A 12,877-nucleotide genomic window follows, 5' to 3' on the forward strand; every position below is an offset into this window, starting at 1 on the left:
GGGTTGGATTCGGAGGTGTGGCTGCCTGTCGTGTCGAGTTTCTGGAGGTGCTCGCGAGGTCGGTCGCCGGACGGGCCGCCGACGACTCAGACGTCGAGTAGCGACTCGAGGAGGTTCAGCTTGGCCCGTCGCAGGTGCTGGTGGAGCGTCGGTGAGGAGATATCCAGCGACTCGGCTAGTTCCTCGGCTGTCGTATCGCGCGGCCAGGCGTAGTAGCCCGCGAGGTAGGCCGCCCGCAGGATTTCGGCCTGGCGGTCGGTCAACTGCTCGAGGGCGTCGCGGCTGTCGCCCCCACCATCGTCGACGTGGGTCCGCTCGCGCTTCGACGTGAGCTGGAGGCCGTCGATGTCGGCCGACAGCGTGCGGTGGACCGTCCGTGGGTCCGCGTCCAGCGGGGCCTCGGCGGTTATCGTGAGTTCGTCGCCCTCGGCCACGATCTCGGTCAGGCGGGCCCCCGCGTCGAGCAGCGCTGGCTCGTAGGCCTGCGTCACGGTCAGCTCCAGGCGGCCGTGGTCGCCGTCTGTACGGACGACTCGTCCGCCGGTCACGGGGTCGACCGACAGAAACGTCTCGAGGACGGCTTCGGGGTCACCGCCGTCGACGGTCACGTACTGGAGGAATCGCTCGCCGATGTCGATACACCCCGTCGCCGACAGGCGGCAGTCGTGGCCGAGGGCGACGGCGACGAGCCAGTTGTCCTTGTCGGTCGACTTGAATTCGAGTTCGACGACCCGGTCTTCGAGCAACAGATGTCTGTTCTGGACGGCGGTGAAGGCGAACCCGACCATCTCTCCCAGGACCCTGAAGGACTCGATGGCCCGCTCGCTGAACGCTTCGGCCCGGTTGGCGTAGACGAGGAGGGCCGAGTGAACGACGCCCTCGTGGACGAGCGGGACAACAGCGGCCGACCGGAAGCCACGCGACAGCGCCTCCTCGCGCCAGTGAATCATCCGGTCGTCGTTTCTGATGTCGTGGATGACCTGCACGTCGCCGGTCTCGACCGCCGTCATTCCGGGGTCGTCCTCTCGCTCGACCTCCTCCGAGCGCTCGGAGACGACGACGTGGTACCCGCCGTCGCCGGCCCCGGCCTTCCAGTCGAGGTGGTGCTTGCCCACGGCCCGTTCGCCGATCCAGGCGAGCTCGTAGTACTCGGACTCGACCAGTCGGCGACAGACCAGCTCCTCGATCTCCTCTCTCGTGACCGCGGACCCGAGTGCCCGGATGACCTCCTGAATCAGGACGTGAATCTGGGTGAGCGTCTCGAGTTCCTCGTGCTGGGCCTCGAGCTCCTGTTGGCGCTCCTTGCGCTCGGTGATGTCCTGGTGGATGCCGACCATCCGCAGCGCCTCGCCGTCCTCGTCGCGCTCGAACACGCGTCCCAGGTCGCGAATCCACCGGTAGTCGCCCGATTTCGTCCGCAGCCGGTGGTCACACTCGTACATGTCCGTCTCGCCGTCGAAGTGTCGCTGTATCGTCTCCCACGCCTCGTCGATGTCGTCCGGGTGGACGAGGTCCTCCCACGTCTCCAGTCGATGCTCGAGCTCCCCGTGGTCGTACCCCAACATTCCAGTCCAGCGTTCGTCGAATCTGACGTCACCGGTCTCGATGTTCCAGTCCCAGACCCCGAGGTTCGCCCCTTCCAGCGCGAGCTTCAGCCGCTCGGTCGTCTCTTCGAGCTCGCGCTCGCGGTCACGCCGCTCGGTGACGTTCTGGGCGACGGCCATCCCCGCCACGGCGTCGCCCTCGACGTTCTCTATGGGCAGGACCTGGACGACGTAGTCGTATCCGCCGAAGCTGTCCTCGAAGGTCCGCTGGCGTCCTTCGAGCGCGTCGCTGTAGGCGTCTTCCAACCGTTCGGCGTTCTCCGGCGGGAACACCTCGCTCGGTGAGTTGCCGACGACGTCGGCCGCCTCCAGTCCGACTCGCGCCAGGTCCTGGCCTCCGGCCTCGACGAACTGCATGTCCTCGTCGAACAGGAACACGCCGCCGCCGGGGAAGCTGCCGACGAGGTTGTCGAACAGCTGCTTGTACCGTTCGAGCTCCCGCTTGCGCTCGTTGCGTTCGGTGACGTCCCGGGTGACCCCCAACAGCCCGAGGTAGCCCCCGTCCGGTCCTTCGAGCAGGGAGTAGTGTACCGACAGCTCCCGCTCGGTCCCGTCGCTGCGGACGACCGCCATGTCGACGGTGGTCTCCTGCCGGTCCGATTCGGCGATGAGCTGCTGAATCGACGCCTGCCCGCTGGCGAGCTGGTCCTCGGCGAGCAGTTCCGAGACGTGTGTCCCCAACAGTTCCGACTGCTCGTATCCCAGCATCGACGCGAACGCCTCGTTACAGAAGTCGACGTACCCCTTCGCGTCGAGCGTGTACAGCCCGTCCTCTGCGAACTCGACGAGCAGGTCGAGCAGCCGTTCGCGGGCCTCTCGTCTGACCTGGTCGGTGACGTCGCGTATCTGTATCAGCCGGAGCGAGCCGGCGGCCGGAGGAAGTCGCTCCTCCGTCCAGAGGCAGTATCTCGAGTGGCCATCGACGCGGACGGTCACCGGCTCTTCCGAGTTGTCTCGAATCCGTTCGAGTGCCGCTCGTCCTGGCGCGGTCTCCGAGAGGCTCGTCTCGACCCACTCGTCGATGTTGGCCTCGTCCGGCGGGTCACCCGGGAGACAGTCCGCGAGCGGGGCGCTCGACCAGACGACGGTCCCGTCGTCCTCGGCCAGGAGCGTCCGCTCGTCTTCCCGGGCACGGCGCTCGACGTCGGCCAGCGCGACCGTCAGCGCTTGTTCTTCTCTGTCAGAGTTTGCACTGGTGATGCCGACGATTTTCTCGGCGAGGAACTCGCCGCGAATCGTCTCGGGGGTCTTCTCGACGATGGTCGACGTCCCCGCCAGCAGGTCGTCGTCGAACGCCGCCGCGTCCAGCGTCGTGTAGTAGATGACCGGGCAGTCGAAACGGTCGAGCAACCGGTCGGCCGACCCCTCGAGACCGACGGGGTCTATCACCAGACAATCCGTCTCGTCGGTGGCTACCTCGAGTGCGGCCTCGACGCTGGCGACGCTGGCGACGGCTATCACGTCGCGCCGGGCCTCGACCGCCCGCCTCGTCGCCTCTCGGATGTCCGCGTCTGCATCGAGATAGAGCACGTCGAGCGAGTCTACCGGCGTGGCACCGTCGTCGAACTCGACGAGCTGGCTGTCCCCCGGACGGCGCTCTGGCATCGTCTCGCGCATCGGTGTGTGTACCCACACCACGATATCGGACCCTAATACTCTTGGGTCTCTGCGCCGCCGGCCGCTTCGGCGACCGAGAGCAGCGTCAGCCAGGTGTTGATGCCCGCTCTGAGCGCGACCAGGTCGCTCGCGCGGACGGTCACGGTGAGGACGTCGTCGGCCCGGTCGAGCGTGGCGGTGGTCCGGTCACCGTCTATCGCGCCGACCTCCGGGCGGACGCTCCGCTCGACCCGTCTGGCTCGCTCGACGTCGTCGAACTCCGCGGTGAGAACAGTCCGGTGGGGCGCGCCGGGTGTCGACACGTCAGTTGACGTCGACTTCCTTGACGTCCGGCGCCCGCTCTTTCAGTAGCACTCTGTGGCCGCAGTACGGACAGCGGACGCCGCCGTACTCGTCGAGCGTCACGTCACGCTTACAGCGTGAACATTTGTAACTCATGTGTGGGTCCAGGTGCCGGAGCCGCTTTACTCCTCGTCCTCGGCGAGCGCGGCGCGGATGGAGCGCCGGACCGTCTTGCCGCCGGGGGTCTCGGGCCGGTAGCTGCCGCCCGTGAACGTGTAGTCACAGGAGCTGCACTGCCAGATACCGGTCCCCTGACGGGAGACGTCGTCGTCGCCACACTCCGGGCAGGCGTGGTCCTTGTTCATCTCTCCTTCTATCTCGGCGACGCGGCGTCGGGCCACGCGACCGTAGCGGGCACCGAAGCGGCCGGCGCTACCGGTGCGTCCCTTCTTGCTGGCCATAGTGTTCACCAGTCAGCCCAGCGGCCACATAAGCCCTTCGAGACACGCCCTCAGAGCGCGCTGTTCGGGCGGCCCGGGTGTGTGAGGCGGTCCCGTAGCCGCCCGGCCACAGCGCATTTCCGAGGGGACGACGTACGCCCGCGGTGCCATGGACGAGGTACTCGACGTCGTCGACGTCGTCGCGGACTCGGGGCTCGAAGGTATCGTCACCTGGCTACTGCGCCTGGTCGGCCTCCTCGCCGTCCTGGCCGGCCTCGGCCTGTGGCTGCTCACCGACATGGGCCTGCTCGTCGTCCCGGCACTCCTCGTCGTCGTCGGGCTGGTCCTGCTCGTGGCCCCGTCCGTGCTCTTGCTCGCGGCGGAACTGGCCTGAGCGCACGACGACTAAGGGGCTGGCACGCGCAGACACCGGTATGTCCGTCACCGATAGGGTCCGCGAGCGTCTCGAGCGCCGCTCGCCAGCGACCAGCGGCCGCCTCTCGGAGTCAGAGTTCCTGCTCGTGGGTGCAGCAGCCGGCGCCCTCGGTTGGGGTGGCACCCAGGTTCTCGCGTGGCTCGGTCCGCGCTCGTCGGCCGCGCTCGCGACGGGGCTCTGGGCCGTGCTCGTCGCCGGGTTCGCCACTGTGACCGTGTTGCACGGCCCCGACGAGGCCCGGTTCTCCGACCCGATGTTCGTCTGGGGAAGCGCCAACGGCACGGCGATGGCGCTCACGCTCGGCGGTCTCGCCGGACTCGTCCCCGCCGTCGTCGCGTTCTGGGGGGCGTGGGTGGCCGCGTCGGCCGTCGGCTACTGCTGGACCGGGGGCCTCCTCGAAGGGGCTGGCGACGCCGAGCGCGGGCGGGGTTACCTGCTCTCGGGCGTCGTCGCGCTCGTCGTCCTGGCGGTCGGCGCGTTCACCTTCCCGACCGTCGAACCCGTCGCGTTCCTCCTCCTCGGCGTGCTCCACGTCGTCCCGCTCGCGCTGGATGCCCGGCAGCGGGCATAGCCCGACGGCGTCGCCCGCGATGTCTACATTCAGTCCGTACTACAGGTATATCGGGCCACACGATGAACCCTCACCATGCAATCGACGTACCGTCGCGTCGGCGTGACCGCCCGGCGTCCGACCGCGCGCCGCCCGCTTCGCGGGACTCCTCTTCGGTGTCGGGTTCGCCTTCTGGGAGTTTTTCACCCCCTACGACCTGTTCGGCGAGCCGCTGCCCCTCATAGCGGTGGAACTCGTCTTCTGGGCGACCATCGCCGTCTCGGAGGCGTCGGTCATCGCGACAGTCTTCGAGGACGGGACGGTGACCCCGCGTGACCTACTTCGACGGCGAGGCTGGCGGGGACCTGCGGACCGCCTTCGAGTCGCTGGTCGACGAGTGGCCCGACGTCGACGCGACGACCATGTTCGGCTGTCCGTCCTACCGCGCGGACGGGACCCTCTTCGCGGTCCTGGTTACGGAGGGCGTCGTGTTGACGCGGCTCCCCCCGGACCAGCGGGCGCAACTCGCGGCTGCGTTCGAAGCGGAACCGTTCCAGGCAGGCGACCGGACCGTCACGTCGTGGGTACAGGTCCCCGTCGACGACGCCACCCTCGGCCCGCTGGTCCCGTACGTCGAGGCGAGCTACGAGACGGCACGCGCGGAGGGCGAGCCGTGACCGACTCACTCAGCCGAGCGACGGTCGGCGAGACGAGTTACCTGGTCGGGGGTGAGGGGGCCCCTGTTGTCTTCATTCATGGCATCCCGGGATCGGCTCACACGTGGGAACCAGTCGCCGAGCGGCTGACCGATCGGTACCACGTCCTGTTGCCTGACCTCCGCGGGTTCGGCTACTCCGAGCCGCCGGCGGGCGACTACTATCTCGACGCGCAGGCGGCGGCGCTCGACGCGTTTCTCGACGCGCTCGAGGTCGACCCGTTCGCGCTCGTCACACACGACTTCGGCGGGCCGGTGGCGCTGACGCTCGACCGTCGGTTCCCCCGCGAGTCAGTGGGCCGGCTCGTCCTCGCCTCGACGAACGTCTTCACCGACAATCCGGTCCCACCGCCGCTGCGGGTGGCCGGCGTCCCGGTGCTCGGGACGCTCCTGTTCACCGCGATGGTCGGGAACCGCTTTGGCCTTCGCCTCCTTCACCGGGCAGCGGTCGAGCAGCGCTCGACACTGCCCTGGAGCCAGTTCCAGCGGCACTTGACGCCGTCGGCGATGTCAATGACGCGCCGCATCTTCCAGCGGAGTCTGGCCGACCTCGAGGGGAACTACGGCCCCATCGAACGCTCGCTCCCTGGCCTCGACGTGCCGACGCTGGTGCTCTGGGGCGACAGCGACCCGTTCTTCGACACCGCGGTGGCCGAGCGGACCGCCGACGCCATCCCGGAGTCCGAACTCACGATCTTCGAGGACACTGGGCACTTCGTCCCCGAGGAACGGCCCGTCGAGGTGGCCGAGACCGTCGGTGCGTTCCTGTCCGAGTGAGGTCCCCGGCGCTTCACTCGTCCTGTAGCCCGGCCTCGCGCAGCGCCTCGTTCAGGTCCGCCCGGACGTGCTCGCCCAGCTCCCGGTCGCCGGCCGTCGTCACGACGCGGTTCTCCTGGACGCTCGACCCGTCCCGGATGAGCACCCGCACGTTCCCGTTCGCGTCCGCGCGGGTCGCCTTCGCCCGGACGCCGGTCGGCGAACTCGACCCGCCGGCGTCGATGGGACCGGGGATGACCTTCTTGACGTGGGGGTGGCTGGCGACGGTCTGGATGACCCGCTGGCCGGCCCGGCCCCCGATGAGCGTCGAGTGGCTCCCGCCGAGCTTGTCCGCCGGGGCGGCGTCCACAACGTCGAGTGCGGGCTCCCCCTGGCGCTCGATGACCCGCTGGACGGGGTCGTCGCCCTCGACGCGGAAGAACTCGTAGTGTAACTGGCCCCGGACTGCGTCGATGACCTCGCGGTCGCCGGTGACGTACACCTCCTCGGGTCGCTTCCGGCGCACTTCATCGGCGACGAGGCCGGCGAAGTTCCGCAGTTCGACGACGTCCTTCTCGCCGTCCTCGTCCTCCGGCGTCGTCGTCACCGTGCGCCGGCCGACGACGTCCCCGTCTTCGATGGAAGTGACCGTCGCCCGCTCACGGTCGAGTTCGAGGACGACTACCTCGGTGTTGGCAGTGTGACAGACCAGGCAGTAGTCGCCCGGTCGGGGGAGCACCGTCGCACACTGCCGGCAGTCCATGCAGGGTGTAGGACCGCTCGCTCGGATAAGCGGGGCGGTTTCGGACCCACGTCCATCGCGTGAGCCGGGCCACGGCGTCCGGTCGGGTGCCGGGTATTTTATCACCTGCCCATGTTGTCAATAGCGCTACTCATGTCGCGAGCTCGGACGACCCTCCTGTTCCTCGGCGTCACGCTCATCTTCGGGACCGCCTTCCCGGCGGTCAAAGCCGGGCTCGCGTTCTTTCCACCGCTCCTCTTCGTCGCGGTGCGGAACTACTTCGCCGCGGTGCTCCTCCTGGCGTACGCGGGTCTCAGGATGGACTACCGGGTTCCGCGGACGCGCCGGGACTGGGCGGCTGTCCTGGCCGGCGGCGTGTTCCTCATTGGCGGGGTGGGCTTCGGGTTCGTCGGCCAGCAGTTCATCACCAGCGGCGTCGCGGCGGTCATCTTCAGCCTCTCGCCCATCGTCACGGGCCTGTTCGCCTGGGCCCTGCTCCCGGACGAGCGACTCGTCGGGCGCGACTACCTCTCCATTCTGCTGGGCTTCGTCGGGGTCTCGATAATCGTCCGCCCGGACCCCGGTGCGCTGCTGGACCCCACTGTCGTCGGCAAGCTCCTCGTGTTCACGGCGGTGGCCGTCGTCGCCCTCGGGACGGTGCTGGTCAGGCGGAGCCGGACCGCGATGCCGGTCCCCGCGCTGACCGGGTGGGCGATGGTCCTCGGGGCGACCATCCAGATGGGGTTCGCCGTCGCCGTCGGCGAATCGCTGACAAGCGTCAGGATAACCCCGCTGGCCGTCGCGACGATACTCTACCTCGGCGTCTTCGCGGGCGCGCTCGGACTCGTCTGGTACCTCGTCCTGATGGGTACTGTCGGGGCGGTGAAGGCGAACCTCGTGACGTATCTGACCCCGGTCGTCTCGCTCGTGCTCGGGTGGGCGTTCCTCGACGAGCAGATTCAGCCCCTGACACTGCTGGGCTTTGCCGTCATCGTCGCCGGGTTCGCGTTGCTCCAGCGCCGGGAACTGTACGCGGAACTCGCGCGGTATCGCGGCCTCGTTCGCTGAGTCGACTCCCGGCCTCGCTCACTCGGCGGGGTCGCCCTTCCGGAACTCCCGGAGGAGCACCGTCGCGTAACTTCCCTTCGGGAGCGAGAAGGAGAACGTGAGGTCGGCGCCATCGCGCACGACGCCCAGGTCGGTCCGCACGAGTACGGCCCGTCTGGTCCCGGTGCTGTCGAAGGCGCCGGGCAGGTCGAAGTCCCCCGGCTCGATTCCGACGTCGTCGAGAACGGTCCGCTCGATGTCACCCGGTTCACCGTCCCCGAGTTCGGTGTCGGTGCCGACGAGCGGGGCGGTGACGAACGCCCGGCCTCGCTCGCAGTGTCGCTCGACGGTTCGCAGGCGGGTCTCGGTGACTCGCTGTGTGCGGTCGGGGTCCGGGAGCGCGAGGTCGGCCGGCGCATCACTATCTGTGAAACACACCACGTCGCCCTCGACGGGGCGGTCGAAGGGCAGGCCCCGCTCCAGTCGCGCCGAGAGGACGCGGTTGAAGACGTAGGACTGGGCGGCGTTGACGAACAGCGTCTGGAGGTTCGTCGGGAGCGTCTCGACGGCCTCGCGGAAGTCGGCGGGCGTCTCGGCCCCGTTCTCGACGAGCGCGTGGCACATCGAGCGCTCGTAGCCCAGCGCTCGCGGGAGCCGGTCCAGCGCCCCGGCCCAATCGCGGGTCTCGTCCACGTACGCGCGAGCCGCCTGGGTGGCCTCGGGTTCGCGCTCGTGTGGGTTGCCGACGTAGGCGAGCACCGCGTCTTCCCAGGACTCCCGCACGATGGCCAGGCCCACCTCGTGAGTGACCGGCCGACGCGAGCCGAATCGTTGCTGGCCGAAGTAGTTCGGGACGCCGACGGTGACCGCTCCGGTCGGGAGCGTCTCGCTGTCCGTCGGCTCCGCCGTCCCGCTCAGCGTCTGCAGGTCGGTGAGCACCGACGCGGCATTCTCTGGAGACTCGGCGTCGCGGACGACGATGTCGAAGGCGTTTCCGGCGAGATCACCGAAGAGGATGGGCCGGCCGGCCCGGCCGACCACGTCGATGGCCGCCCCGTCGAGCGCGGGGAGGTCGTCGGCGTCGAGCCCCTTTACCGAGAACAGTTGGGTCGTGACCGCGCGCTTGTCTTTCGTGCCCGCCCAGGAGACCCGTTCCCGCGAGATACCGAGTCGGTCCGAGAGGGCACTGGCGAAGTCGTTCGTCTCCCAGTTGTGGAGTTCGGCCCGGAAGACCAGGTGGGGGTACGCGCCGGTGTCGGCGTCGACCGGTTGGGTCTCGAAGGCCTCGAGTTCGGTGACTCGGAAGTCCTCGGGCGACGCCCTGAGGTGGCCGCCCACGCCGTCGGCGTCGCTGACGTAGTACTCCATGCCGACCGCGCGTTCGAGTGGATGGGCGGAACGCATCGTTGCTCTGTCTCTTCACCGGCCCGGCTTTAGGGTTGGCGTTCGGGCGGCGACGGTTCACGCGTAGGCCTCGAACTCCCGCCCGAAGACGACGAAGTACGCGACGCCGACCGTCCCGACGACCGACGCCACGCCGAAGGCGAACTCAGGGCCGGCGCGTATCGTCTGCCCGGCGAGGTCGACGACCCACTCGCTCCCGTAGAGCCACCCGCCGAGGGCGGCGCTCGGGATGACGACGGTGTTCCGCACGAGGTAGTACGTCCCGGTCACCCGGCCACCGGTGTCCTGCTCGGCCGGCCCGACGATGAGCGCCTTGTGGGCGGGCAGGCCCGCGAACCGGAGCCCGGAGTACGCGAAGACGGCAACGAGGAACCACTGGTTCGGCGGCGTGACGATGAGGACGAGCGGGAACAGCGCATAGACCGAGAAGCCCAGCGCCACGGCCGGCTTGAGTCCCACGTACTCGGTCAGTCTTGCGACGGGGATCATCGAGAGGATGGCGACGACCATCTCGATGCCCAGCAGCACGCCGAAGAAGGCGTCGGGCCGGAGGTCGAACCCGAAGCCGGTGAAGCCGACGGCGAGGAAGTCCGTGACCACGATGACGAAGAAGACGTACACCATCCCGTTGGCGAAGCGGACGAGCGTGTCGGCCACCAGGAGCGGACGCAGCGTCTCGGGCATCCGTCGCAGGTCGGCGACTATCTGCCCGATACCTTCGAAGGTCTTGCCGATAGAGTCCTCGCTCGCGTCGTAGAGCACGTGCTGGGCCACCGTCGCGACAACGCCGAAGCCAAGCGCGACGAGCAGCACCCACTGGAAGCCGAGGACGAACGTCGCGCTCGCGGCGAGCAGGGCGGCCGCCAGGAGCGGGCCGACGAGGAACCCGAGGCGCCGGAACACCTCGGTGCTGGCGAAGCCCATCGCGAGACGGTCCGGGGGGACGCTCTGCTTGACGATGGCGAACGTCGCGCCCAGCCCGAAGGACTTCCAGGCCTGTGCGAGAAAGAGGCCGACGAAGACCAGTCCCCACGCGGGCAGGGTGACCGGACCCAGCGCGACGTCGCCGACGACCGAGGCGAGATACCACAGCCCGAACCCGAGGGTCGCGAGCGTCGCGAAGGCAGTGAGTGCGAACCGCGAGCCGATGCGGTCCGACACCGCGCCGCCGGGGTAGGGGTACAGCGCGCTGATGAGGTTCCCGACGCTCCCGTAGAGGCCGATGACCCCGGCGCTGGCACCCAGCAGCCGGAGGTACTCGGGGATGTACCGGCTGGTCATCTGGAAGGCGAGGCTGAACGCGAGCATCGACAGCGAGAGCACGAGGACGTCGCGTTCGAGCGCGAAGAACTGCCGAAAGGCGTCGAGCACGTCGACGCCGCCGGTGTCGGTCTCCGATTCGGCAGTCATTGGCGGGGGTTCGGAAGGGGACTACTTAGTTCCCTGAACTGAGACCTATTGGGTGCTACGAGGGGAATAGAGACCGATTGGTCGGCCACAGCGGTGGCTGTGTGCGGTGACCAGCTCGCCGGCCGACGTTCCCGAGTTTCGGCGCGCTGGGTTCGCTGTACAGGCTGTCTGGTGAGTGTACGCTACTGCGAGTCCGTGCCGCGAAAAGGGACAGACACGAGCTGGGCTCGTGCGTGGCGACGGGCAGCCGCCGCCGGCCGGCGGCCAGGTGCCAACCGTCTCCGTCGCCGCAACACCGCCGATGGCCCGAGGGGCCGGGTCCGTCTTCACCGACGGGCTATCCACCCCCATGCGTCACTCTCGCTGCCCTGCCGCTGGCGACGAACGCGAGTTCTCACCAACACGCGACGGTCCGACGGCCCGTGCGGGGCCGCTCGGCGCTGTTCGTCCAGCATCCACTCGATTAGGCTGGCCTAAAAATAAATAACTCTGACGGTTTCCGACCGACCGGTTACCTCGCCACTCCGACGGCGTCGCCCACCTCGAGGCTGAAGGCGTCGTCGCCACGGCCCTGGTTCACCGCAAGTTCGACGTTACCGTGGCTCCCGACGGTAACCAGTCGCTCGCCGACCTCGACAGCGGCGTAGGCCCGCCGGGCCGGGACGGCGTCGCCGTTGACGGTCACCGACTCGCCGAACCGGCCGGCGAGCACGTCGCCGGGAACGTTCGTAATCACGTTCCCGAAGCCGTCGACGACGAGCACCTCGCCAGTGGCCCCGTCGCCGTCCCGGTCGGCCACCGGGAACTGCAGGTCGACGAACTCGTCGGTCGCTGTGGTCCGGTCCAGGTCCGGGACTGCGTCGACGCCGGTCTCGTGGACTGCAGCGGCGGCCGGCGCGAACACGTCCCGGCCGTGGAACGTCGTGCTCGCCGCGTCCTCGTAAGCCCAGGTGAACACCTCGACGTCGCCGGCGAGTTCCCGGGCGGCCGGCAGCAACACGCCGTTGTCTGGCCCCACGAGCGCGTGCTCGCCGGCCCGGACGACCAGGGCGTCCCGGTCCGTTCCGACGCCGGGGTCGACGACGACGCAGTGGACCGCCGGGGGAAAGTACGGCAGGGTCTGTGTCAGCCAGAAGGCCGCCGTACTGACGTCCTGTCGCGGGAACTCGTGGGAGACGTCGACGAGGCGCGCGTCGCAGGCCCGGGCGATGACGCCTTTCATCGCCGCTGGGTACGGCGCGCCGAAGTCAGAACTGAGGGTGATCATTCCTCTGCCGGATCGGCCTCTGCCTCCTCGTCCGAGGTGTACCGGTCCAGCGTGTCGGTGTCGGAGACGTACTGGAGCCGCTTGACGCCGTGACACTCCTCGATGACGTCGACGACCGGTTCGGGGACCCTGTCGCGCCAGGACTCGTCGAGTATCATCCGCTCGCGAATCTCAGTGCCCTCGAGGCGTTTCCGGTCGAACATGGGCGACTGGCGGACCTCGATGCCGGACTCCTCGAACAGCCTGACGACCAGTGGGTTGTTCGAGTAGGCGACGTCGAAGTCGGGGCACATGCTCTCGACGTGGCTCACCCACACCGCGTTCCGATTGATGTCCTCGAGCGGGACGACGTAGGTGGTCAGGTCGAACTCGGCGACGGCCTTCGTTATCATCATGATCCGCTCGCCGGCGGTGAAGGGGTCGTGTGTCGTGTGGGAATCGTCCGCGCTCCCGATGCCCAGCACCAGCTCGTCCACCTCGTCCGCGATGCGTTCGACCATCGCGTGGTGGCCGTCGTGGTAGGGCTGGAAGCGACCGATGTAGAACCCGCGCATACCCGTCTCTGCGACTGGCGGTTTGATAAACCCGACGGCGAGCGCCTGCGGCG

The 12,877-nt window shown here is 68.6% G+C and carries 14 protein-coding genes; 5 read left to right on the top strand and 9 right to left on the bottom strand.

Annotated elements, in window-relative coordinates:
* Positions 1–86: 86 nt before the first annotated feature.
* From P1L41_RS08515 to P1L41_RS08530, 4 genes are read right to left on the bottom strand one after another with little or no spacing between them, the layout of a single operon-like run.
* Entirely contained in the window at positions 87–3,221 is a 3,135-nt protein-coding gene (locus P1L41_RS08515; RefSeq protein ID WP_276295302.1) for a PAS domain S-box protein, read from the bottom strand.
* A 32-nt stretch (positions 3,222–3,253) separates the two neighbouring features.
* Complete coding sequence (locus P1L41_RS08520) at positions 3,254–3,523, bottom strand: KEOPS complex subunit Pcc1 (protein ID WP_276295303.1); 270 nt, start codon at positions 3,521–3,523, stop codon at positions 3,254–3,256.
* A gap of 1 nt (position 3,524) precedes the next feature.
* Positions 3,525–3,659, bottom strand: a complete 135-nt coding sequence (locus P1L41_RS08525) for a DNA-directed RNA polymerase subunit P (protein ID WP_276295304.1) — start codon at positions 3,657–3,659, stop codon at positions 3,525–3,527.
* Positions 3,660–3,685: 26 nt separating this feature from the next.
* Positions 3,686–3,964 carry a 50S ribosomal protein L37ae gene (locus tag P1L41_RS08530; protein ID WP_276295305.1) on the bottom strand — a complete coding sequence of 93 codons (279 nt, stop codon included), beginning with the start codon at positions 3,962–3,964 and terminating at the stop codon, positions 3,686–3,688.
* Positions 3,965–4,112: 148 nt separating this feature from the next.
* Here P1L41_RS08530 and P1L41_RS08535 point away from each other — a divergent pair, with 148 nt between their 5' ends.
* From P1L41_RS08535 to P1L41_RS08550, 4 genes are all read left to right on the top strand, one after another.
* Positions 4,113–4,337, top strand: coding sequence for a hypothetical protein (locus P1L41_RS08535; RefSeq protein WP_276295306.1), 225 nt, complete (start codon positions 4,113–4,115; stop codon positions 4,335–4,337).
* 40 nt (positions 4,338–4,377) lie between these two features.
* Complete coding sequence (locus tag P1L41_RS08540; protein WP_276295307.1) at positions 4,378–4,950, top strand: hypothetical protein; 573 nt, start codon at positions 4,378–4,380, stop codon at positions 4,948–4,950.
* Positions 4,951–5,261: 311 nt separating this feature from the next.
* Positions 5,262–5,606, top strand: coding sequence for a TfoX/Sxy family protein (locus P1L41_RS08545; RefSeq protein ID WP_276295308.1), 345 nt, complete (start codon positions 5,262–5,264; stop codon positions 5,604–5,606).
* Positions 5,603–6,421 (top strand): alpha/beta fold hydrolase, encoded by an 819-nt coding sequence (locus P1L41_RS08550; RefSeq protein WP_276295309.1) that lies wholly within the window; start codon positions 5,603–5,605, stop codon positions 6,419–6,421. The genes P1L41_RS08545 and P1L41_RS08550 overlap by 4 nt, the downstream gene beginning before the upstream one ends.
* Positions 6,422–6,434: 13 nt before the next feature.
* Here P1L41_RS08550 and P1L41_RS08555 read toward each other — a convergent pair whose 3' ends face one another.
* Complete coding sequence (locus P1L41_RS08555; RefSeq protein ID WP_276295310.1) at positions 6,435–7,163, bottom strand: DUF2103 domain-containing protein; 729 nt, start codon at positions 7,161–7,163, stop codon at positions 6,435–6,437.
* 132 nt (positions 7,164–7,295) lie between these two features.
* Here P1L41_RS08555 and P1L41_RS08560 point away from each other — a divergent pair, with 132 nt between their 5' ends.
* The gene (locus P1L41_RS08560; protein WP_276295311.1) at positions 7,296–8,210 is read left to right on the top strand and encodes a DMT family transporter; all 915 of its coding nucleotides are present in this window, start codon (positions 7,296–7,298) and stop codon (positions 8,208–8,210) included.
* A gap of 18 nt (positions 8,211–8,228) precedes the next feature.
* Here P1L41_RS08560 and truD read toward each other — a convergent pair whose 3' ends face one another.
* From truD to P1L41_RS08580, 4 genes are all read right to left on the bottom strand, one after another.
* Entirely contained in the window at positions 8,229–9,593 is a 1,365-nt protein-coding gene (truD, locus tag P1L41_RS08565; protein ID WP_276295312.1) for a tRNA pseudouridine(13) synthase TruD, read from the bottom strand.
* A gap of 57 nt (positions 9,594–9,650) precedes the next feature.
* Positions 9,651–11,003 (bottom strand): MFS transporter, encoded by a 1,353-nt coding sequence (locus P1L41_RS08570; RefSeq protein WP_276295313.1) that lies wholly within the window; start codon positions 11,001–11,003, stop codon positions 9,651–9,653.
* 511 nt (positions 11,004–11,514) lie between these two features.
* Positions 11,515–12,270 carry an SAM hydrolase/SAM-dependent halogenase family protein gene (locus P1L41_RS08575; RefSeq protein WP_276295314.1) on the bottom strand — a complete coding sequence of 252 codons (756 nt, stop codon included), beginning with the start codon at positions 12,268–12,270 and terminating at the stop codon, positions 11,515–11,517.
* Positions 12,267–12,824, bottom strand: a complete 558-nt coding sequence (locus tag P1L41_RS08580) for a nicotinamide-nucleotide adenylyltransferase (RefSeq protein ID WP_276295315.1) — start codon at positions 12,822–12,824, stop codon at positions 12,267–12,269. Before P1L41_RS08580 ends, P1L41_RS08575 begins: the two co-directional genes overlap by 4 nt.
* Between the last annotated feature and the right edge of the window lie 53 nt (positions 12,825–12,877).

The sequence above is a fragment of the Haloarcula ordinaria genome, from assembly GCF_029338275.1.
GTDB classification, from domain to species: domain Archaea; phylum Halobacteriota; class Halobacteria; order Halobacteriales; family Haloarculaceae; genus Haloarcula; species Haloarcula ordinaria.